We start from the raw sequence: 21071 nt of genomic DNA on the forward strand, positions 1-21071 counted from the left end.
ATGGGTCGCGGCAGCAAGCGAAGTTCCCGCATCCCGGGCGGTTGCCGGGAGGCGGGAAACGGCAGCGAGTCTGCCCCTTGGTGCAGCTTGGCGGCGCGGGGCAAGTCGGAGACACGCGATAACATCGCGCGGCATGGTTGCCGCGCGGTGTCCTGTCCGCGGAGATTGCAATGACTGTCGAAGGGCCTCTGGCAACGCCTGAAATCGGGAACTGTTACGGCGAGGCGGAGCTCGCCCCTTTTCCGGCGGCGCACCCCACCGTGACGGCCGACCGGATCGGCGTGCTTCTCGTCAATCTCGGCACGCCGGACGCGCCGACGAGCCGTGCGGTCCGGCGCTATCTCGCGGAATTCCTGTCCGACCGGCGTGTCGTCGAGCTGCCCTCGCTGATCTGGCAGCCGATTTTGCGCGGGATCGTTCTCGCCGTCCGGCCGCGAAAGTCCGCCAGGGCCTATCGCGAAATCTGGACATCGGAGGGCTCGCCGCTTGCGGCAATCACCCGCCGCCAGGCAAAAGCGCTTCAAGCATCGCTGGGAGGTGATGCGGTGGTTGCGCATGCGATGCGCTATGGCAGCAGTCCGATCGCGGACGGCATCGACGCGCTTCTTGCGGCAGGATGTCGCCGCATTCTCGTTGCGCCTCTTTATCCTCAATATTGCGCCGCAACGACCGCGAGCGTTGGCGATGCCGTCCAGGCGCATATGGCGCGCCTGCGCTGGCAGCCGGCGCTGCGTGTCCTTCCGCCCTATTATGATGACGATCGCCATGTCGAGGCGCTGGCGTCGTCGCTCGGACGTGCGATCGGCGGCCTCGACTTCGTGCCCGACACGATCGTCGCGAGCTTCCACGGCATGCCCGAGCGCACCCTTCGTCTCGGCGATCCCTATCACTGCATGTGCCTCAAGACCGCGCGTCGGTTGGGCGAAGTTCTGGGGAAGAATGTTATTCCGAGCTTTCAGTCGCGCTTCGGCCAGGCCAAATGGCTGACGCCGGCAACCGACATGATGCTCGAAGCTCTTGGCCGCGAAGGCCGGTCGGTGGCCGTGATCGCGCCGGGCTTCGCTGCGGATTGCCTCGAGACCCTCGAAGAAATCGCTATCCGCGGCCGCGAGCAGTTCCTTGCCGCCGGCGGACGCCATTTCGCTTACATACCTTGTCTCAACGACAGCGATGTCGGGATGGACATGCTCACCGCCCTGGTAAGGAGCGAGCTTTCGGGCTGGCTTTGAGGGCCTTCGATAAGCGGGGCCGCGCTGCGCCAACAGACGTCGCGCGGCCCCGGTGATGTATCAGGCGGGAAGCAGCACGCCGTCGATGACGTGGATCACGCCGTTCGACTGGAGAACGTCGGCGGGGCCAATCTTCGCCGTGCCGCCCTTGGCGTCGCTCACATACCAGCTGCCATCCTTCTCCCAGACGGTGAGCTTGGCGCCCTGCACCGTCGTGAGCACCGCCTTGCCGCCATTGGCCCTGGCCTGCGCCGCAATATCGGTCGCGGTCAGGCGGCCCGGCACGACATGGTAGGTCAATATGCCCGCCAGCATCGCCTTGTTCTCGGGCTTGAGCAGCGTATCGACGGTGCCGGCGGGAAGCTTGGCGAAGGCGGCGTTGGTCGGTGCAAAGACCGTGAACGGGCCGGCTCCCGAAAGGGTCTCGGCGAGGCCGGCGGCCTTGACCGCCGCGACCAGTGTCGTGTGATCCTTCGAATTGGCGGCATTTTCGACGATGGTCTTGGTCTCGTACATCGCGGCGCCGCCGACCATCGGGTTCTTGGCGGCCGCGATGCCGCCGGCAAGCGCGAGCGCTGCTGCAGCAAGCGAAAGAGAGATACGGGAAATAGCCATTGGTCATTCCTTTTCGAATGTTCGTCCCGGGGGGATAGGACAGGCATGAAATTAGGCGCGCCGCCCCGCCGGGGCGACCTGTCCTTTGGGGCGGGTTCTCCGGTCCGGACGCGGCGGCCTTCGCCGCTAGCGATATCGGCAGTTTTCCCTTCGAACCGCTGCAGGCAAACCGGCGGCAGGCTGGACCATCGACGCAGCCGGGCGAGAAGGGGGCTTGCATGCCATTCGAGGGATCGTTCGAAGACCGGCTGGCGCTTCGCGACCTGCTCGACACCTATGCCGACGCGGTCAACCGGGCCGACAGCGACGCCTGGGCCGCGACCTGGGACGAAGGCAGCCTATGGTCGCTTCCCGGGTTCGGGATTTTCGAGGGCAAGGCAACAATCGTCGACACCTGGCGCGCGGCGATGCGCGGCTTTCCCGATATCGTCTTTCGCGCCTGGCCGGGTTCGATCGAGGTCTGCGGAGAAGACGCGGCCATGCGGTCCTACACCGAGGAAATCTTCCTGCGCGACGGCGCGCTTCACCGGACCCTCGGCATTTATGACGACGTCTGCCGCCGGGTCGATGGCCGGTGGCTTTTCACCGAGCGACGGTTTCGGCCGTTGCCGCAGCTTTCAAAGACCGAGGTGCAGCCATGAAGATCCTGATCCAGGCGGTCATCGATATCGATCCCGAGGCGCGCGGAGAGGCGCTGGCGGGCGCGCGCGGCTGGATCGAAGGCGCGCTGGAACAGCCGGGCTGTCTGGCTTACGACTGGACCGCCGATCCGCATGTGGCGACGCGCATCCACGTGTTCGAGGAATGGGACGGCGAAGCTGCGCTCGCGGCACATCTCGCCGGACCGCAATACAGGGGTATGCTCGGGCACATCGGCGCATTTGGCGTGCGCGCGTCGTCGAGCCGCAAATTCGCGGTGTCGCGCGAAGGCCCGGTTTACAACAGCCACGGCGTGGCAAGCGCCGTCTTCGACTAGCCTTATGGCCTTCCTTCGCTAGCCGCGCAGGGCTTCCCAGGCAGCCAGCGCCCGCGCCCGCGCCGCCTCGTGAGCGACAAGCGGTGGCGGATACTTTGGTACCCGCGCATCCTGACCATGGGCCGCGACGATCTCGGCGTCCGACAGATGGGCAAGTTCGGGAACATAAGCGCGGACATAATCGCCCATCGCGAACCGTTCGCTCTGGAGCAGCGGCGACATGATGCGCGAGAAGACTGGCGCGTCGACGCCGGTGCCCGCGACATATTGCCAGTTCATTGCATTCGAGGCGAGATCGGCGTCGAGCAGCGTATCCCAGAACCAGCGCTCCCCGCGGCGCCAGTCGATCAGCAGATGTTTGACAAGGAAGGAGGCGGTGACCATCCGGACCCGGTTGTGCATCCATCCCCTATTCCAGAGCTCGCGCATGCCCGCGTCGACGATAGGATATCCGGTCCGTCCCCGGGTCCAGGCGGTGAAGTCCCGGTCGGCTTCGGAGCCGCTCCGCCAGCCGAAATCATCGAAGGTGGGGCGCCCGTTCCGATCGCCATAATCGGGCATCTGGTCGACGAGATTGATGCCATGTTCGCGCCAGCCGAGCTCCGATCGAAAGGTCTCGGCGCCAGCATCGTCGCGCTCGCCGAGCGCATGCCAGATCGACCGTGGGCTGATTTCGCCGAAATGAAGATGCGGCGACAGCCGGGATGTCGCGGGGAGCGAGGGATAGTCGCGGCGGGCCTTATAGGCGCCGGCAAGCGGCAGCCAGTCGCGCAGCGCCCGCCAGGCACCTTTCTCGCCCGGGTGCCAGTCGCCAAATCCTGCGGACCAGTCGGGGCTTATCGGGGTCAGGCCCCAATCGGCAAGATTGTCCGACGCCGGCCAGACGCCAGGCGCCGGAATATGGTCGGGCGCCGCATAGGGAAGGGCGGGCGGCATGCGCCCCAGAAGCGCGCGATACCAAGGCGTGAAAACGCGGTAGCGGGCGCCTTGCGCATTGGTGATACTCTCGGGCGGCGCGAGATAATTGCCGTCATGGAGCCGCAGCGCAAGCCTGGCGTCCAGCGCGTCTTCGCAGCGCCGCCACCAAGGCTCGTAGCAGCGGGTCGCGTGAACCCTTGTGCTCTCGGCTTCCGCCGCGACGCGTTCGAGTATTTCGGCGGCAGGGCCGTGGCGCAGGACGAGCCGGCTGCCGCGTTTGCGAAGGCTCGCATCGAGCGCGGTGAGGCTGTGATGGAGCCACCAGCGCTGCGCGCCGCCGATCGCGCGCGTTCCGGGGCTCTCGTCGTCCAATATGTAGAGCGGAATGACCGGACCTTCGGCGATCGCCGCGAGGAGCGCCGGATGGTCGGTGATGCGGAGGTCCTGACGGAGCCACAATATGGCGGGCGGCATGGCGACGGTTCCCTTTTTGGCGGGCTGGGGTGCGGGCGATCGCGGATTTCCTCATCTGGCAGGCTCCGACCTCCGCAAAAGATGACCTTTCGGGCAGTTCAGGCAATGAAGAGCCGCTTTGCGAGCGCGAGCAAGGGGAAGGTTGGGCGGTGAGCAATCACCGCCCCCCGCCGCGGCCAGACGCGGGTCGCAAGGCGCTGGCCGCCGGCAGAACCGGAATGTCCTTGCGATCAGCCGGGCATGACATCTCCTGCCGTGTCATCACGCCCGGAGAATATTCGGTCGCGAGCGCCCGGATCGCGGGCTGCCGCAGTTCTGATGCCGAAGTCGCCGAGAATGAGGCTCGCCGTCGCCTTCGCGCTCGCGACGACCCCCGGAATACCCGCGCCGGGATGCGTGCCCGCGCCGGTAAAATAGAGGTTCTCGATGCGCGCGTCGCGGTTGTGCCCCCGAAAATAGGCGCTCTGCAGCAGTGTTGGCGTAAGGCTGAAGGCGCTCCCGAGATGCGCGGCGAGATCCTGTTCGAAGTCCGGCGGGGCATATTGGATTTGCGTGACGATCCGCTCGCCAAGGTCCGGGATCAGGCGCCGCTCGATCTCGGCGATGATGCGCTTCGCCAATTTGGGCCCTTCGACCTCCCAGTCGAGCGAGGCGTGGCCGCGATGGGGAACCGGCGCAAGCGCGTAAAAGCTGCTGTGGCCCGCGGGGGCCACGCCCGGATCGCTTGCGCTCGGGTGATGAAGGTAAAGCGAGAAATCCTCGGCGAGGGTGCCGTTCCGATAGATGTCGTCGAGAAGCCCGCGGTAGCGCGGACCGAACAATATCATATGATGGGGTATTTCGGGGAAGGTACCGCGAACCCCCAGATGGAGGACGAAGAGGCTCGGCGACCAGCTCTTGCGCGCAAGGCGCTTCGCCTCGCGCTTGCCGCGCGGATGCGCGAGCAGGTCGCGGTAGCTGTGCATGAGATCGGCGTTCGAGGCGACAAGATCGGCGCGTGCGGTAAACCCGCTCCGCGTCACGATGCCCGTCACCCGGTCGCCCTTAGTTTCGATGCGGGCGACGGGATCGCCAAGCCTCAGCGTACCGCCGAGACGCGCGAACAGCGCGGCCATGCCGGCGACGAGCCGATTGGTGCCGCCGCGCGCATACCAGACGCCGCCATCCTGCTCGAGTTTGTGGATGAGCGCATAGATGCTGCTCGTCGCCATCGGGTTGCCGCCAACAAGCAAGGTGTGGAAGGATAGAGCCTCGCGCAGCTTCTCGCTCCGAACATAGCTCGCGACGGTTTTATAGACCGAGCGCCAGGCCCGGTGCCGCAGGAGCGCGGGTGCCGCCTTCAGCATCGAGCGGAAATCGAGGAAGGGCACGGCGCCGAGCTTCACATAGCCTTCCTCGTAAACCGACGCGGAATAGCGAAGAAATCGCTCATATCCCGCCACATCGGCGGGATCGAGCGCGGCGATCTGACGGGCGAGCGCCTCCTTGTCATTGCCATAATCGAAGGTCGATCCGTCGGGCCAGCTCAGCCGATAAAAGGGCGACACCGGGACGAGGTCGACATCGCGCTCGAGCCGCTGGCCGCTCAGCTCCCAGAGCTCGGCGAGGCAGGCCGGGTCGGTGATCACCGTCGGCCCGGCATCGAAGGTGAAACCATCCTTCTCGAAGACATAGGCGCGGCCGCCCGGGCGGTCGCGCGCTTCGACGAGCAGCGTATCGAGGCCCGCCGACTGGAGCCGGATGGCGAGGGCGAGGCCGCCGATGCCGGCTCCGATTACGATCGCGCGCATCATCGCGGCGCCTCTGCCGCAATCGCCGCGCCGAGTACATGGCCCGACAGCCACGCATATTCGGCAAAGCCGTGATAGAGCCAGTCGCCGCAGGCGCCGAGACCAATGGCAGGGTTCCAGAGCAGCTTCAGATCCTGTCCCGAGGGCTGCGAGAATAGCCAGCGATGGGCCGCGATATGGCTTGGGGTGGGCATGTCGCGTCCGGCGATCTTGCCAAGTTCGGCGAGAAGCGCTGGCGCCACGCTCGCGCCGTCGCAGGCGAGATGTGCCTCCGACCAAGTCCAGTCGGCTTGCACGACCCACCGCTCGCCCGGCGCGCGGCCGGGCTTCGCGCTGTCGCGCGCAGCGGTCACAAGCGAGCCGGCGCCGCGGAGGAAATCGGGAAGCTCCTCGATCCGCTCATCGAAGGCGAACATCGCGGTCCAGCAGGGATTGTAGCGCACCGCCATGGCCGCGCGCGCCATCTCGAAATCGTGAAGCGACAGAAGCGGCGCTGCCTGCTCGGCGGGGATGGCGATCACCGCCGCATCATATTTGCCGAGCCGTTTTGCCTCGCTGTGGAGCGTCCAGCCCGCGGGCGATTTGGTCAGGGCTGTGACCGGTCGCGACAGGCGGACATCGAGATCGTCCGCGAGAGCTTTGAGCGGCGTGGTCATGGTCGGCGTGCCGACCCAGCTGTCCGCGCCGGCGGCCGGCCAACGCGCGGCGAGGCCTGCCTTCTCCCACGCTGCTACGAGCCTGGTAAAGCCTTCCGAGCGTGCCGTGAAATTGGTTGCGCCATGATCGAATGCGACCTCGGGATTGCTAGGATCCGCGCGGCGGGTCGCGAGGCGGCCGCCGATGCCGCGGGATTTGTCGAACAGCGTGGCTTCCAGACCTGCGTCGCGCAGCCGACGCGCGCAGGCGAGCCCCGCAATGCCGGCTCCGATGATCGCGACCCGCATCAGACCATGGCCTCGCGGTCACCGATGTGGCACGGACAATGTCCGACCTCCGCCTGCAAGGATGTCCGCGCTATCGACGTGCGAGGCGTCCTGCGCGATTTTTTCCGGTTCGTCGCAATTGTCATCGACGCAGGCTTGCATGAGCGAGGGGAAGTGTCGCAACATGTCCCTTGGGGCACCCAGGGGAGAGCAGGCAGATACTATGTCATTGAAGACAATGATCGCGGCCAGCCCGATCGCCGCGGTGATCAGCGACCCGCGCCTACCTGACAATCCGATCGTTGAGTGCAACGCTGCCTTCTCGGCGCTCACCGGCTATGGGCCGGACGAAATCCTTGGGCGCAATTGCCGCTTTCTCTCCGGGCCGGATACCGAACCTGAACTGACCGAGACCTTGCGGGCCTCCATCCGGGAGCAGAGGCCGGCGCTCGTCGAGATCCTCAATTACCGGAAAGACGGGACGCCCTTCCGCAATGCCGTGCTGGTGGCGCCAATCTTTGGCCCCGGCGGCAATCTCGAATATTTTCTCGGCTCGCAGATCGAAGTCGACGAGGCTGGCGAGGCCGTTGGAGGACGGAGCACGCGAGCGCGCGCCCAAATTGAGGCGCTCTCGCCGAGGCAGCGCGAGGTGTTGAAGCTGATGGCGAGCGGACAGCTCAACAAGCAGATTGCCTTCACGCTGTCGCTGTCGGAGCGGACGATCAAGATGCACCGCGCTGCGCTGCTGCGCGCGCTCGGTGTCGAAACCACGGCCGATGCGATCCGGCTCGCGGTCGAGGCCGGTTTCTAGCCACCGCTCCATCTTCCCTTTGAGGCATATGGGATATCGCGCTGCTGCCGATTAAGAGCGTCGGGATGCCGGACTGACGTCATAGCCCGAGGAGCAGCATGTGAGCGTCAAGCGCGCCTTGGTGATCGGAAGCAGCGGCGGTATCGGTGCCGCGCTTGTGAATCAACTCGTGGCGTCGGGGCGATTTGACCGCATCTATGCCGGGAACAGGCGGCCCCATGCGGCGCACCATTCCAATGTAACTAGGCTGACGATCGACATATTGGACGACGACACGCTTGCCGAGGCAGGTCGCCAGATTGCCCAAGATGGCGCTCTCGACCTGTTGATCGTGGCGACGGGGCTGCTGCATCGCAGGACTGACATCCGTCCTGAAAAAAGCCTCCGGCAGCTTGAAGCATCGGTGATGGCCGAGGTCTTCGCTGTGAACAGCATCGGGCCCGCGCTCGTCGCAAAGCATTTTCTTCCCTTGCTTGCCCGGCGGCAACGAGCGGTCGCGATATTTCTCTCTGCTCGCGTTGGTTCGATTGCGGATAACAGACTTGGCGGATGGCACAGCTACCGCGCTTCCAAGGCGGCGCTCAATGCTCTGGTGCGATGCTTCGCGATAGAGCTCGGCCGCAGCAATCCGGAAGCGATAGTCGCGGCACTGCACCCCGGAACAGTCGACACGCCGCTCTCGGAGCCGTTTCAGGCGCGAGTAGCTGAATCATCGCTCTTTAGTGCGGATAATAGCGCGATGCACATCCTGGCCGTCATCGACCAGCTATCGCCGATGGATAGCGGCGGTTTCTTCGGCTGGGATGGAAGGCCTATCCCGTATTAACGAGCCAGCAGGCGCTTCAAGAGTCTCCGCCTCTTTGCCTGTCCGCTTTAGCGAACATTGTGCCAGAAGCAGACCGACGGCAATCGGCCAAACATGTTTGGGATGAGGCCCCAGCAACTTGGGCAAAAGGGCTTCGCTGCCGCGAAGCCCTTCCATCCTCTGCGTTCGTGACCAAAGGAAGCCCCATCGACTTTCCGGGTCGCGTGGAAAGTCGCTGCCGGTCGAACGCTAGGCCTATTCCGAAGGAAGTCGAGACATATGACTTGGCTCTCGTCGGTCGGCTACAATTATAAATGTCTGCTCATTGCAATCGGAAGCCTGTGACCCCACTTCCATAACATCGCCCGCTTCCACCGCGTGCTGGCGACTGAGAGACCATTGCGCTCCCGCTGAAGGAGCAAGATCATGGACCTCAACCAACTTATCCACCACCATCAGATGGCCTTGATGGCCGTGAGCCAGGCGCGCCGCGAGGGGCAGGCGAAGCCAAACTTTGACCTGCCGCGCTATTATGCCAAACGGATCAACGAATATCGCGAGCGACGCGGCTTGAGCGGCGATTCAGAGGCTATCGCCGATCTCGCTGTATCACCTGCCGGCGCCGTTGAAGCGTCGGACGATCTGGTCGGTGATGTACTGATTGCCGAATTGCTCATGGCGAAGGCCTTCGAAAAGGCGACGCACGAACATCTCACCGCCGGAAGCGACGGAGTTGACGATCCGGTCGTCGATATTCGCGCCACCCTTCTGGCCGTCGGGCGCGACTTTTATCGCTCGCTGGGCGTGGAGGACGGCCCTCTCGCCGCCGCGATCGATGAAGCTGCGTCACGTTCGGCGTGGGAAGGCGAGGGCGGAGGCCTGCGTCCACCGGGCGGCGAGGATGATGGCATCATCCGGACCTATGTCGAACAATTCGCGGTGGGCGACTATCGCTATTCGAACCTTGCCGATGCCAAAGCCGCCGCGCGGCGGCAGCGGGACGCGGCGAGCGACGGGCGCGGAGCGACGCCTGCATGAAACGGCTGATTGCCTTCGATCTTGATGGAACGCTTGCCGAAAGCAAGCAGCCGATTGAACCCGCGATGGGTGAGGCGCTTGCCGATCTCCTCGGCGTGGCAGATGTTGCGGTGATATCCGGTGGCGACTGGCCGCAGTTCGACAAACAGGTGGCGACGCGCCTTCCAGGGCGCGCGGACCTTGCCCGGCTCTGGCTCATGCCGACAACCGGCACCAAGCTCTACACGTTCCGCTCGGGCGCGTGGCAGGCGCGCTATGCCGAAATCTTTGCCGATGCGGAGAAGCGACGCATACTCGAAGCCTTCGATGCGGCACTGCTGGCGACCGGGTTCATTCCCGAAACGGTCTGGGGCGAACGGATCGAGGATCGCGGGAGTCAGATCACCTTTTCGGCATTGGGTCAGGAAGCGCCGATCGATGCCAAGGAAAAATGGGATCCCGACTTCGCCAAACGCAAGGTGATCCAGACAGAGCTCCGCCGACGTCTGCCCGGTCTGTCGATAAACATGGGCGGGGCGACGTCGATCGACATTACGCGTGAGGGCGTCGACAAGGCCTATGGCCTGACGAAGCTAAGCGGCGCCAGCGGTGTCGAACTGGGTGCGATGCTCTTCATCGGCGATGCGATCTTTCCGGGCGGCAATGATTATCCGGCGAAGGCGCTGGGTCTCGATACAATCTCCGTACGCAATCCCGAAGAAACGATTGGAATCATTAGAATTATCGTCGCATGCCTGAAATGAGAGCGGGGCGTTGCCGTGTTGCGAGCATGACCGGAATTGGCCTGCGAAGCTCCTCGCGAGGCGTGGGTCAATAGGAACAAATGCGCCGCTGAGCTGTTCTGTTTTCTGATGTTCGCGACCGGCTGCGCGTATCGAAGCAAACGACAAAATACTGGGTGAGGCCTTCTGTCGCATCATTTTTTTGGAAGGTATGCCTGTGTACGAAACGCTTGATCGTAGATCGTTCGATGAAGGTTTGGAGGCGTGCCAAACGCTTCGGCCTAAAACTTCGGATACTGCCCGGATCGCGCTAGTCGGCGGCTTTCTTCCGCGACGCTGTGGCATCGCCACCTTCACCACCGACATCCATTCATCGCTTGCCGAGGCTGCTCCCGACCTTGTGGTCGACGTATATGCGATGGCGCCGGCCGCGGTTCCCACGATATTCGACCCCGTTGTTCGCGGCGTCATAACCGAGGGTGACGCCGGTAGCTTTGTCGAGGCAGCCCGGCAAATCGAGGCGAGCTGTGCCGAAATTATATGGCTGCAGCACGAGTTCGGCCTCTTTGGAGGCTTGGCGGGCGATATGATCCTGGAGCTGGTGGAGCGTGTTTCCGCGCCGCTGATCGTCACGCTTCACACGGTGCTCGCCGAACCTGACGCCGATCAGCGCCGCGTGATGGAGCGCTTGATCGCGCGCGCGACCAAGCTGGTCGTCATGTCCGAGCGCTCGCACGATCTGCTACGAAGCGTCTATCATGCCGACGACGACCAGATCGCCATGATCGCACATGGCGTCCCCGATCGCCCGTTCGGCCGCGCGTCGCAGTTCAAGCCGCAGTTCGGCTTTGCGGGCAAACAGGTCGCGCTGACCTTCGGTCTTTTGTCGCCGGGCAAGGGGATCGAGGCGGTCATCGAGGCATTGCCCGCGATCATCGAAGATCACCCCGACTTCCTTTACTGCATTGCTGGCGCGACGCACCCCAATCTGCTGGCGCTTGAAGGCGAGGCCTATCGCGACCGGCTCCAGGCGCTCGCTGTCTCGCTCGGGGTCGATGCGCATATCCGCTGGATCAATGCGTTCATGGACACCGACGACCTCCTAGATCTTATCGAGGCGGCGGACATCTATGTGACGCCTTATATCGGGGCGCAGCAATCGACGTCGGGTACGCTCGCTTATGCGATGGCGCTGGGCAAGGCCGTGATCTCCACACCCTATGTCCATGCGGTCGAGCTCCTCGCCGACGATCATGGCGTGCTCGTCCCCTTCAATGACAGCGAAGCGATCGCGAACGAAATCCGCTATCTGCTCGGCGATGCCGACCGGCTGCTCACGCTGCAGCGTCGCGCCTATGATCGCAGTCGCGACATGATCTGGCCGGTGTTTGCGGAGCGGACCTGTTCGCTGATCGCGGAAAGCCGCATCGTGCCGAAAGCTGCGCCTATTCCCGAGCATATCGGTGTCGATGGGTTCCTGCGCATTTGCGATGATACCGGCATCCTCCAGCACAGCGTTCATATGATCCCCGATCGCGCGCACGGCTATTGCGTCGACGACAATGCGCGGGCGCTGATGCTGATGCATCGGCTCGACGACGACGCGCTCGGCAAGTGCGGACAACTGACCCCGGTCTTTGCGGCGTTCGTACAGCATGCCTGGAACCCCGACCGCGGCGAGTTTCGCAACTTCATGGGATTCGCACGCAACTGGCTCGAGGATGTGGGGTCCGAAGATAGCTGCGGCCGAACCCTCTGGGCGCTCGGTGCGACGGGGCAGGGCGCGCGCGATCTCCGTCTGCGGCAATGGGCGCATGAATTATTCGAGCGTACCGCGGCGTCCGCGCTGGATTTCGAGTCACCGCGCGCGATTGCCTTTGCGATGCTCGGCGCCGACTTCGTGCTCGCGGCGCATCCCGAGCATGATCTGGCGGACCGGATATTGCGCAGCGGCGCTGACCGGCTGATCGCGCTCTATCAGGCTGCGGCGCGGCCGGACTGGCGATGGTTCGAGCCGGTACTCGCCTATGACAATTGCCGCCTGCCCGAAGCGATGCTGCGCGCGGGCGTGCGACTTGAGCGCGCGGATGTTACCGCGTGCGGAGTCGAGACGTTGCGGTGGATCAACGATGCGCAGATTTCGCCTTATGGCCACTATCGCCCCGTCGGGTCCGACAGCTTCGGCCATGCCTATGAGCTGCCGCAGCCATTCGATCAGCAGCCGCTCGAGATTTGGGCCGCGATCGATGCCGCTTCGGCCGCCTATGATGTGACCGGCGACGATATCTGGCTGGCGCACGCGCGGCGCGCCTATGAATGGTTTTCCGGGCGTAATGACCGCGGCGTGATCGTTGGCGATCCGCTGACCGGGAGCAGCAAGGATGGCATTAACCCGCGCGGCCTGAACCTCAACGAAGGGGCGGAGTCGGTACTTGCCTATCAGCATGCGACATACGCGATCCGGGATTTTATCCGCAACGCCGACTGAGGGGATTATGGTGCATCTGGTTCAGGATGAATTGCGGCTCCATGCCGACCCGACGCGCGTCGTTGTGCGGCCCTTTCACCTCGCATGGCAAGCATCGGGTCCCGATCTCGAACGCGTGCAGCGGCTGGCGCGCGAAATCGTGACGCTCGACACGCGCACCGTGCGCGCCGAGCTCAGCGTGGTGCTGCGCGATTTCGCCGACCGGCACTGGCAGATCGAGAAGGTGTTCGAGGATCGATTTGAGCAGATAGAACCCAAACTCGGCCTCGAAGGCCTTACATTGAAACGCGAGATGCGCCTCTTGATCGGCGCCTATTTCTGTCACGAATATAGCTATGCTGCGGCGGCGCTGATGAACCCCAGCGTCGTTCGTCATCCCGACCAGACCGGGCTGGAGGAAGGCTGCATCCGCATCCTCCTGTCGCTGCGCGCGGTCGGCGAGGGGCATATTTCGACGATCGCCTTTCGCGAGGGAATCATTACCTGCGACCGCGAACTGACGCTGCTGCCGCAGCCTGCCTTCGCTACGGCGGCGATGCTTGGTCCGCACCGCGACGACAAGCCCGACGATGTCGTTTCGCTCTATCGGCAGAAGGACAGCACCCTTTCGGGCACGGTGATCTTCCCGATCACCGAGGCGCAGCGCAACGGGCTCGAGGATCTGCGGCTGCTCGAGTTCGAGCGCGATAGCGGCAAAAGCGAATGGATCGGGACCTACACCGCCTATAGCGGGCGAGACATCCAGTCCGAGCTGCTGCGGACGCGCGATTTCAGGGATTTCACGCTGAGCCCGATCAAGGGAAAGGCGGGACGCAACAAGGGCATGGCGTTGTTCCCACGCAAGATCGACGGGCAATTCTGCATGATCGGTCGGCAGGATGGCAAGAATCTCTATCTGCTGCGCTCGGACACGGTCGATCAGTGGGAGGACGGCGAATTATTGCTGGAGCCGCGCTTTCCATGGGAGCTCATCCAGATCGGCAATTGCGGCGCGCCGATCGAGCTTGATGAAGGCTGGCTGGTGTTGACGCATGGGGTCGGCGCGATGCGCAAATATGCGATCGGCGCGGTGCTGCTCGACAAGGCCGATCCGTCGAAGGTGATCGGCCGGACGCCCAATCCGATCCTGTCCGCCGCCGACGAGGACCGCGAAGGCTATGTCCCCAATGTCGTCTACACCTGCGGCGCGATCCGCGTCGGCGACGATATTTTCCTGCCCTACGGGGTGGCCGACAGTTCGGTCTGCTTTGCGTTCGTCGCGATTAAGGAGATTCTGGCCGCCATGGCCTAGTGGCACGCAACATAAGGCGAAGCGGCGGATTGTAGGAGTGTCGCCTCAAGCGGCAGAAGGAATGACCGATGCCGAAATCTCCGCCGCCGTCGCCCGCCAATGAGCATGCGCTTCGCGAACACCAGCCGGGCGAAGGCCAGCCGAAGATCGAGGTGAGCCGCGGCAATGGTGAAGAACTGCACCAGAATGTGGCATCGGGCGGCAAATCGGCCGATACGGCGGCGTTTCTTACCGACAATTTCGGCCATCGCATTTCAGACAACCAGAATTCGCTGCGAGCGGGCGAGCGCGGACCGACCTTGCTTGAGGATTTCGTTCTCCGCGAGAAAATCTTCCACTTCGACCATGAACGCATCCCCGAGCGGATCGTCCACGCCCGCGGGTCGGGCGCGCACGGCGTGTTCGAATGCACCAACGCAATCCCTGAGCTGACCAAGGCTTCGATCTTCCAGAAGGAAGGCGCGACTTGTCCGGTCTTCGTTCGCTTCTCGACGGTCGCGGGCGGCGCGGGCTCAATCGACACCCCGCGCGACGTGCGCGGCTTTGCGGTCAAACTCTACACCGACAGCGGTAATTGGGATCTCGTCGGCAACAATATCCCGGTCTTCTTCATCCAGGACGCGATGAAATTCCCCGACCTCGTCCACAGCGTCAAGATGGAGGCCGATCGCGGATATCCGCAGGCCGCCAGCGCACACGACACCTTCTGGGACTTCATCGGGCTGATGCCCGAAGCGATGCACATGATCATGTGGGCGATGTCCGACCGCACGATCCCGCGCAGCCTGCGCATGATCGAGGGGTTCGGTGTTCACACCTTCCGCTTCGTGAACGAAAAGGGCGACGGCAAGTTCGTCAAATTCCACTGGAAACCCGTGCTCGGCATTCAGTCGACGACCTGGGACGAAGCGGTCAAGATCGCCGGCGCCGATCCCGATTTCCATCGCCGCGACCTGTTCGAGGCGATCGATGCGGGCGACTTTCCGGCGTGGGACCTCGGCGTGCAGGTGTTCGACGAAGCCTTCGCCAAGAAGCAGCCTTATGATGTGCTCGACGCGACCAAGCTGATCCCGGAGGAGGATATCCCCGTCGAGATCGTCGGCCGCATGACGCTCAACCGCAACGTCGACAATTTCTTCGCTGAGACCGAACAGGTCGCTTTCCTACCGTCGAACATCATCCCAGGCATCGATTTCAGCAATGATCCGCTGCTTCAGGGCCGGCTTTTTTCCTATCTCGATACGCAGAAGTCGCGGTTGGGCACGACCAATTTCCACCAGATCCCGATCAATGCGCCCAAATGCCCGTTCCACAATTTCCAGCGCGACGGGATGATGCAGACGCTCGTGCCGACCGGACGCGCAAATTATGAGCCCAACAGCCTTGCCGAAGTGGGAGAGAATGGCGGCCCGCGCGCGAGCGCCGAAACGGGCTTCGCGACGTTCACGGCCAATGACGAGCGGAACGACCCTGCGCAGAAGCTGCGCATTCGCGCCGAGCTTTTCGCCGATCATTTCAGCCAAGCACGGCTGTTCTATTTGTCGCAGACCGAGAATGAGCAGGCGCATATCGCCTCGGCGCTGGTGTTCGAATTGTCGAAGGTCACGCTCGATCATGTCCGTGCCCGCGTCGTCGGCCAGCTTCGCAACATCGATGAGGATCTCGCGACGCGTGTCGCCATGGGGCTCGCCATCGATCTGCCGGCGAAGGAAAAGGCTGCGCGGGCGCCGGTCGATCTCAAAACGTCCGACGCGCTGTCGATCCAGAAGAATGCCGACGATACGATGGAGGGCCGCAAGGTGGCGATCCTCTTTGCCGAAGGATCTGACAAGGCGGCGATCGACAAGCTGAAAAACAACATCGAAAGTGCCGGCGGCACCGCCTTCCTCGTTGCGCCTAAAGTGGGCGGGATCAAGGTCAAGGGAGGCACGCTCAAGGCCGACGGCCAGCTCACGGGCTCCCCCTCGGTGCTGTTCGACGCGGTGGCGTCGATCGTCACCGAGGAACAGGCCGAGGCTCTCTCAAAGCAGGGCGCAGCAGTGCAGTGGTTCATGGATGCCTATGGGCATTGCAAGACGATCGCGCATGACGAGGCGACGCAATTGCTGCTCGACAAGGCGGGGGTCGAAAAGGACGGCGGGGTCGTTGCGATCGACAAGTTCGAAGGCGTGGGCACCCGGCGTCATTGGGCCCGCGAAGCCAAGGTGCGCGATCTTGCCTGATCGCCTGTCCCGGTGAGCCGCGCATCGGCGACCCATCATCGCGATCTCCGGACCGGCCAGTCGATCTGGTCGGCACGGCGTCGTCCCGCGATCGCAGCGCGGCCTCTGACAAGGGATATAGCGTGCGACGTGCTCGTCGTCGGGGCGGGCGTGTCGGGCGCGCTGATCGCGGAGGCGTTGTCGGAAGCGGGGCTCAACATCGTGATCGTCGATCGCCGGGGTCCCGCCGAAGGATCGACCGCCGCGTCGACCGCGATGCTGCAATATGAACTCGATACGCCGCTGGCCTTGATGGCCGAGCGGATCGGGCGCGAAAAGGCCGAACGCATCTGGCGGCGATCCCGCCAGTCGGTCGACGCGCTACGCGAACGGACCGAACGGCTGGGCCTTGCCGTCGATGGTGCGACGCGCGGTTCGATCTATCTCGACGGCAATGTGCTCGATGCTGAAGGGCTTGCGGTCGAAGCCGACGCCCGGCGGCGTGCGGGCTTCGAGGTGGAATTGCTCAAACCCGCTGCAGTTCAGGAGCGTTACGGGATCAAGGGACGCCACGCGCTGATTGGATTCGGCAATTACTCCGCCGATCCGCGTCGTCTCACGGCGGGTTATCTGAATGTCGCGCTGGCGCGGGGCGCCCGGCTCTACGCGCCCGTCGATATCTGTGACATCGCGCCGACGGGCGAGGGGGTCACCTTGGTCTCGGCTCGCGGGCCGAGCATTCGCGCACGTCGTGTCGTCATGGCGACGGGCTATGAGATGATGAAGGGAATCCCGCGGAAGAGAAACAAGATCATCTCGAGCTGGTCGATCGCAACCCGCCCACAACCCCGCGCCATCTGGCCGACCGCCGCGATGATATGGGAGGCCGCTGATCCTTACCTCTACATACGGACGACCCCGCGTGGAGAAATCATCTGCGGCGGCGAGGATGAGGAAATCGGCGACGCGGCTCTCCGTGACGCCAAGCTCTCCGATAAAACAGCGACGCTGTCGAGAAAGCTTGCCGCCCTGTTGCCGGGAGTGGACGCGACGCCCGCGTATAGCTGGGCCGGCAGTTTCGGCGACAGCCCGGTCGGGACACCGACCATCGGTCGCATTCCCGGCATGTCGAATTGCTATGCCGCGATGGGATATGGCGGCAATGGCATCACCTTCTCGATGATGGCCGCGCAGATACTGCGCGGCCTGATTTGCGGTTATGGCGATCCCGACGCCGATCTGGTCAGCTTTCACCGCAGTTTTTGACGGCGCGTCAGCGATTGCCTTTCGGCTTGGCGGTCATCTGCACGGCAGACGCCTCTTGGGCTGCGAGCGCGGTCGGCGGCTTCGCCTTGGCGGCCTTGGGTTTGCGAATCTCGCGATTGCTGCGTTTTTGCGATTTGGCCATGTCAGATATCTTTCTTCGGTTTCAGGATGCGCGTGTTCGCGAACGTGCTAGCGAGCCGTTTGCGTCCGCAATCTGTTGAGCGGAAAATAAGGGCGATGCTGATAGGGAAAGGCCTTCAGACGCCGACGGATATCTTCGATCAGAGGCCCATATCGGTCGATCGCCGAAGGATTTGTCGCGGCGGCGTATCGTACGAGCGCAATCTGCTCGTCTTCGAGCAATTGAATGAGGCACATCGTGTGTGCTCCTGCATCAAGCGAGAGCACGGATCGTCCCTCTGTCACATGGAGCTTGTTCGATTTCAGGTGATGGGATGTCTATAGCACATCCCGATAAATGTGCGGCACGAATACCGATATTATTCGAGTTCGGCAGAGACGTTCGCACACCGCGGAATCTCGCTCCGGCCTCATGGCCGTTCCTGCGTGGCCGGAGGGCGATAGAAGCGGTAACGGAGGACATTGCCATCGATCAGGTGACCGCGGAGCCGAAGGCGCATTTCCTCGGCGCCGGAGCCGGATGCGCAGACAAGGCGGGTACCGCCCGACTGAAGCGGCTCGATCGCACTGATGCTGACACCTTGCAGAAGGCATAGGCGCTTGACCTCGTCCTCCGGCAGCGAAATGTTCATCGCGCGGCTCATTTGAATCCCGGGCCGCTCGGCCAGCGGCGGATCGCTGCCGCAACCAGTTCATATCCCTCGGGGCTCGCGGTCGCGACTGTAAGCGGGCGGCCGCCGAGCGCGGCGTTGTCGGTGTTCAGGAAGGCTATCGCCGGATCCCGTCCGCCCATCGTCAAGAAGGCGAGCTGACTGATGTCCCCTTGGCGCCGTGCGTCATCCAGGGCGAATGGTCTACGGCTCTTGCGGAAAAATCGTCTCGATTGCGCGTTGGCTGGGGCAGGCGTGTCCGGGGCCGGCGACTGGGGCTGATCGGAATCGGGCGGCATGGGGCGGCTCCTGCATGTAAGCGGGAGCGCCAGGTCTCTCAGCCGCGGCCGCCTACGATGAACGTGTGCCGCGATGATCCGTATATGGGAGCTCCAGCCAGGATTATAAGGTGTCGCGCCGATCATCTGACGGGTTTCGGGAATCTGAGCCCGTCAGTGTCTATTCGGTTCCTGCGAAACGTGGTTGCGCCTCGATTGCACCAGTACGGAGATCGAGCTTTCAAGCGAACGCCGGGAATAGTTGGAGCGTCCGCCAGTTTCATTCGACCGCCAAAAGCCGCCGTTCCGCAAACGGCCAGAAGGAGCCGGTGTGGTCTAAAGCCGGCACCGGATTACCGATGCCGGCTCATACATTGCTCCGCTAACTCTTCGCGGCTTTGACGGGAGCATGAGGCGAGCCCTGTTTGGCAGGCCTCACTTCGCCCCACCCCGGATCGGACGTCGACCGCCTCATTCCAAGTTCGGCCCAAGCCTCAAGATCGTCGATCCCATAAACTACCCGGCCGCCCAGCTTTCGATATGTCGGACCCGTACCGTAGCATCGATGCTTCTCAAGGGTTCGAGGTGATAGGCCGAGGTGTATGGCTGCATCCGGTGTAGTCACATAGCGAGGCTTGATTGCCGTATCGGTTGTCGAAGTTTTGACGTCCTTGACCATGTCTTACTCCTTGTAACCGGACCATAATTGGCCCGATCAAAGGAACGGTCCTGACGGAGATGTGACCCTGGCGACCTCAAGCGTCGAAAGATTCGCCGCTTGCGTCGATGCCGGCTTCCCCCTCTCCAACGGCGCTAGCCAGAAAGCTCGCAAGAGTTTGCTTTCGGGAAGCATGATCGAGAGCGTAAGCCGTCAGCTTGTAATGGGCTCCGTCAAGAAGGCCGTGGATGTATCCGGCAACCGTGTCGGCGGCTGCGACGAGCGCGGCGTCCATTGTGTGGATGTAGCGGCCGGTTACCGACCCTTTGGCATGTCCAAGCAAAGCGGCGACGGTGGTTTCGGTGAAACCGAGATCATTTGCGACGCTGGCGAAACTATGCCGCAGCACATGAGGTGTGATGTCGTCCAGACCGCATCCGCCGAGTATCTTCGTCCAGTGATCGGGAAGGGCGCCGAAGGCGTTGTCGCGGCCAGTGCCCCGGAACACATAAGTTCGAGCCTCTGACATCTCCTGTTTTTGCAGGCATTCGATGACATGCAAGCCGACGGGCCGGACCGATTTTCCTTCCTTGCTGTCCTCCAGGCGAAGACAGCTGCTTTCGATGTCGACTTCGCCCCACCGAAGCTTGGTGAGTTCGCTACGACGGCAACCGGTAAGCGCCAGCAGTCTGATAATCTGGGCAGCTATCGCATATTGCCCATCGAGCTCCGCATCGCGGAGTTTGGTACCGATCAAGCGGTACTCGGCTTCCGACAATCGGCGGTCGCGAACATTGTCTTTTGGCTTGCGGATACCGAACGCCGGATTGATTTCGATGATTCCCGCCTCGACGGCATAGGTCAGGATGCCTCCCAGCAAGCCAATAGTCCTGGCGGCAGTTCCGGCGCCGCCTCTCACAATCGCCTTGCCTCGCAGCTTCGCTGTCTTGACGCTGACCGCTGTCTTGCCGGCCATGATGTCTTTCATCGCCTTGTTGATGTCGGCCTTGTCCAGATCCTTGACCCTTCGCGGTCCGAGCAGCGGCACGATGTGGCGGTGGATGCGACCTGTATCGGTGTCGATGGTCGATTGCTTTTTCGGCCGCCCACCTTTGCCCAAGATGAGTCCGGCGTTGAGGTCGGTCAGATACAAGGCGCAAAGCTCCTTGACCGTTATCGCCTGCCTGTCGATCTGTCGCTCCTCCGCTGGATCTTCACCTTGAGCCACACGACCGAGCTGAATGCGCGCCTCGCGGCGCGCCATTTCAGGAGTCCATATGCCGTGCCTGCCGATCGTGAGACGCCGGGACCGCCTGTGGGTCCGATACTGGATGACGTAGCTGCGCTTGCCCGACGCGAATATCCGGATACCGAAACCCGGCAGTTCATCATCCCAGATGAAATAGTCCTTCGCCTCGGCGAGGGCCGCCTCTACAAGGCGTTTGGTAATCCTACCCATGGGCTACAACCTCTTCGAACCATCGTGCTTCCGCGAAAGCATTGCGTAAGCAGCAGGGGGCGTATTCTTGGTGGAGCCCAGGTTAGCATCGGCGGAAGTGTTTTTCACCTTTCCGATGATATATTAGTAGCTTAGCGTAGAAAAACAGGCTCTGGCGTTGAATAGCATAGCCTGTTGGTACCCGCTCCGAAGGCAGAGGCCAGGGGTTCGAATCCCTTCGGGTGCGCCATTTCTCCGTATTCCAGCATCCTGAACGGACGTTGCGCCGGTCTTCCGGGAGTTGGCCGCCTTCCGCGCGAGCGAGGCAAGCCATCCTGGCTGACATCAGGCTGACAGGC

20 protein-coding genes are annotated in these 21071 nt (G+C 63.1%); 11 read left to right on the forward strand and 9 right to left on the reverse strand.

The annotated features are described in order from the left end of the window. Positions 1-170: 170 nt before the first annotated feature. Positions 171-1229 carry a ferrochelatase gene (gene hemH, locus L7H23_RS11030; protein WP_237835916.1) on the forward strand — a complete coding sequence of 353 codons (1059 nt, stop codon included), beginning with the start codon at positions 171-173 and terminating at the stop codon, positions 1227-1229. A gap of 60 nt (positions 1230-1289) precedes the next feature. Here hemH and L7H23_RS11035 read toward each other — a convergent pair whose 3' ends face one another. Further along, entirely contained in the window at positions 1290-1844 is a 555-nt protein-coding gene (locus tag L7H23_RS11035; RefSeq protein WP_237835917.1) for a fasciclin domain-containing protein, read from the reverse strand. A gap of 218 nt (positions 1845-2062) precedes the next feature. Here L7H23_RS11035 and L7H23_RS11040 point away from each other — a divergent pair, with 218 nt between their 5' ends. Together L7H23_RS11040 and L7H23_RS11045 are read left to right on the forward strand one after the other, a co-directional pair. Then, entirely contained in the window at positions 2063-2485 is a 423-nt protein-coding gene (locus L7H23_RS11040) for a nuclear transport factor 2 family protein (RefSeq protein ID WP_237835918.1), read from the forward strand. Continuing rightward, on the forward strand, positions 2482-2820 hold the full coding sequence (locus L7H23_RS11045) for a putative quinol monooxygenase (RefSeq protein WP_237835919.1): 339 nt from the start codon (positions 2482-2484) through the stop codon (positions 2818-2820). Before L7H23_RS11040 ends, L7H23_RS11045 begins: the two co-directional genes overlap by 4 nt. Positions 2821-2838: 18 nt before the next feature. Here the strand turns inward: L7H23_RS11045 and L7H23_RS11050 are convergent, their stop codons facing one another. From L7H23_RS11050 to L7H23_RS11060, 3 genes are all read right to left on the reverse strand, one after another. Continuing rightward, positions 2839-4212 (reverse strand): deoxyribodipyrimidine photo-lyase, encoded by a 1374-nt coding sequence (locus L7H23_RS11050; RefSeq protein ID WP_237835920.1) that lies wholly within the window; start codon positions 4210-4212, stop codon positions 2839-2841. Between the two features lie 230 nt (positions 4213-4442). Continuing rightward, the gene (locus L7H23_RS11055) at positions 4443-6005 is read right to left on the reverse strand and encodes a phytoene desaturase (RefSeq protein WP_237835921.1); all 1563 of its coding nucleotides are present in this window, start codon (positions 6003-6005) and stop codon (positions 4443-4445) included. Then, positions 6002-6946 (reverse strand): FAD-dependent oxidoreductase, encoded by a 945-nt coding sequence (locus tag L7H23_RS11060; protein WP_237835922.1) that lies wholly within the window; start codon positions 6944-6946, stop codon positions 6002-6004. The genes L7H23_RS11055 and L7H23_RS11060 overlap by 4 nt, the downstream gene beginning before the upstream one ends. A gap of 217 nt (positions 6947-7163) precedes the next feature. Between L7H23_RS11060 and L7H23_RS11065 the strand changes: the two genes are divergently transcribed. From L7H23_RS11065 to L7H23_RS11100, 8 genes are all read left to right on the forward strand, one after another. After that, a complete protein-coding gene (locus tag L7H23_RS11065; RefSeq protein ID WP_237835923.1) occupies positions 7164-7736 on the forward strand; it encodes a PAS domain-containing protein in 573 nt (190 codons plus the stop codon). A 100-nt stretch (positions 7737-7836) separates the two neighbouring features. After that, on the forward strand, positions 7837-8562 hold the full coding sequence (locus L7H23_RS11070; protein WP_237835924.1) for an SDR family NAD(P)-dependent oxidoreductase: 726 nt from the start codon (positions 7837-7839) through the stop codon (positions 8560-8562). 405 nt (positions 8563-8967) lie between these two features. Continuing rightward, complete coding sequence (locus tag L7H23_RS11075; protein ID WP_237835925.1) at positions 8968-9579, forward strand: hypothetical protein; 612 nt, start codon at positions 8968-8970, stop codon at positions 9577-9579. Beyond that, a complete protein-coding gene (locus L7H23_RS11080; protein ID WP_237835926.1) occupies positions 9576-10322 on the forward strand; it encodes an HAD-IIB family hydrolase in 747 nt (248 codons plus the stop codon). Before L7H23_RS11075 ends, L7H23_RS11080 begins: the two co-directional genes overlap by 4 nt. Before the next feature lie 565 nt (positions 10323-10887). Then, the gene (locus L7H23_RS11085) at positions 10888-12789 is read left to right on the forward strand and encodes a glycosyltransferase (protein ID WP_237835927.1); all 1902 of its coding nucleotides are present in this window, start codon (positions 10888-10890) and stop codon (positions 12787-12789) included. Between the two features lie 7 nt (positions 12790-12796). Further along, the gene (locus L7H23_RS11090) at positions 12797-14080 is read left to right on the forward strand and encodes a glycoside hydrolase family 130 protein (protein WP_237835928.1); all 1284 of its coding nucleotides are present in this window, start codon (positions 12797-12799) and stop codon (positions 14078-14080) included. A gap of 68 nt (positions 14081-14148) precedes the next feature. After that, complete coding sequence (locus tag L7H23_RS11095) at positions 14149-16302, forward strand: catalase (protein WP_237835929.1); 2154 nt, start codon at positions 14149-14151, stop codon at positions 16300-16302. Between the two features lie 12 nt (positions 16303-16314). Next, entirely contained in the window at positions 16315-17547 is a 1233-nt protein-coding gene (locus tag L7H23_RS11100) for an FAD-dependent oxidoreductase (RefSeq protein WP_237835930.1), read from the forward strand. 7 nt (positions 17548-17554) lie between these two features. On the opposite strand, the gene L7H23_RS18545 is transcribed toward L7H23_RS11100, so the two are convergent. From L7H23_RS18545 to L7H23_RS11120, 5 genes are all read right to left on the reverse strand, one after another. Further along, the gene (locus tag L7H23_RS18545; RefSeq protein ID WP_264081034.1) at positions 17555-17689 is read right to left on the reverse strand and encodes a hypothetical protein; all 135 of its coding nucleotides are present in this window, start codon (positions 17687-17689) and stop codon (positions 17555-17557) included. Positions 17690-18098: 409 nt separating this feature from the next. Then, a complete protein-coding gene (locus L7H23_RS11105) occupies positions 18099-18332 on the reverse strand; it encodes a hypothetical protein (protein WP_237835931.1) in 234 nt (77 codons plus the stop codon). Next, on the reverse strand, positions 18329-18637 hold the full coding sequence (locus L7H23_RS11110; protein ID WP_237835932.1) for an antitoxin Xre/MbcA/ParS toxin-binding domain-containing protein: 309 nt from the start codon (positions 18635-18637) through the stop codon (positions 18329-18331). Before L7H23_RS11110 ends, L7H23_RS11105 begins: the two co-directional genes overlap by 4 nt. Positions 18638-18998: 361 nt before the next feature. Next, the gene (locus L7H23_RS11115; protein WP_237835933.1) at positions 18999-19295 is read right to left on the reverse strand and encodes a helix-turn-helix domain-containing protein; all 297 of its coding nucleotides are present in this window, start codon (positions 19293-19295) and stop codon (positions 18999-19001) included. Positions 19296-19371: 76 nt separating this feature from the next. Continuing rightward, positions 19372-20733, reverse strand: coding sequence for a site-specific integrase (locus L7H23_RS11120; protein WP_237835934.1), 1362 nt, complete (start codon positions 20731-20733; stop codon positions 19372-19374). Between the last annotated feature and the right edge of the window lie 338 nt (positions 20734-21071).

Source organism: Sphingopyxis sp. BSN-002 (assembly GCF_022024275.1).
Classification (GTDB): domain Bacteria; phylum Pseudomonadota; class Alphaproteobacteria; order Sphingomonadales; family Sphingomonadaceae; genus Sphingopyxis.

Coding starts and splice junctions, on each gene's coding strand:
- hemH (WP_237835916.1), top strand. CDS start 171: ATGACTGTCGAAGGGCCTCTGGCAACGCCTGAAATCGGGAACTGTTAC.
- L7H23_RS11035 (WP_237835917.1), bottom strand. CDS start 1,844: ATGGCTATTTCCCGTATCTCTCTTTCGCTTGCTGCAGCAGCGCTCGCG.
- L7H23_RS11040 (WP_237835918.1), top strand. CDS start 2,063: ATGCCATTCGAGGGATCGTTCGAAGACCGGCTGGCGCTTCGCGACCTG.
- L7H23_RS11045 (WP_237835919.1), top strand. CDS start 2,482: ATGAAGATCCTGATCCAGGCGGTCATCGATATCGATCCCGAGGCGCGC.
- L7H23_RS11050 (WP_237835920.1), bottom strand. CDS start 4,212: ATGCCGCCCGCCATATTGTGGCTCCGTCAGGACCTCCGCATCACCGAC.
- L7H23_RS11055 (WP_237835921.1), bottom strand. CDS start 6,005: ATGATGCGCGCGATCGTAATCGGAGCCGGCATCGGCGGCCTCGCCCTC.
- L7H23_RS11060 (WP_237835922.1), bottom strand. CDS start 6,946: ATGCGGGTCGCGATCATCGGAGCCGGCATTGCGGGGCTCGCCTGCGCG.
- L7H23_RS11065 (WP_237835923.1), top strand. CDS start 7,164: ATGATCGCGGCCAGCCCGATCGCCGCGGTGATCAGCGACCCGCGCCTA.
- L7H23_RS11075 (WP_237835925.1), top strand. CDS start 8,968: ATGGACCTCAACCAACTTATCCACCACCATCAGATGGCCTTGATGGCC.
- L7H23_RS11080 (WP_237835926.1), top strand. CDS start 9,576: ATGAAACGGCTGATTGCCTTCGATCTTGATGGAACGCTTGCCGAAAGC.
- L7H23_RS11085 (WP_237835927.1), top strand. CDS start 10,888: ATGATCCTGGAGCTGGTGGAGCGTGTTTCCGCGCCGCTGATCGTCACG.
- L7H23_RS11090 (WP_237835928.1), top strand. CDS start 12,797: ATGGTGCATCTGGTTCAGGATGAATTGCGGCTCCATGCCGACCCGACG.
- L7H23_RS11095 (WP_237835929.1), top strand. CDS start 14,149: ATGCCGAAATCTCCGCCGCCGTCGCCCGCCAATGAGCATGCGCTTCGC.
- L7H23_RS18545 (WP_264081034.1), bottom strand. CDS start 17,689: ATGGCCAAATCGCAAAAACGCAGCAATCGCGAGATTCGCAAACCCAAG.
- L7H23_RS11105 (WP_237835931.1), bottom strand. CDS start 18,332: ATGAGCCGCGCGATGAACATTTCGCTGCCGGAGGACGAGGTCAAGCGC.
- L7H23_RS11110 (WP_237835932.1), bottom strand. CDS start 18,637: ATGCCGCCCGATTCCGATCAGCCCCAGTCGCCGGCCCCGGACACGCCT.
- L7H23_RS11115 (WP_237835933.1), bottom strand. CDS start 19,295: ATGGTCAAGGACGTCAAAACTTCGACAACCGATACGGCAATCAAGCCT.
- L7H23_RS11120 (WP_237835934.1), bottom strand. CDS start 20,733: ATGGGTAGGATTACCAAACGCCTTGTAGAGGCGGCCCTCGCCGAGGCG.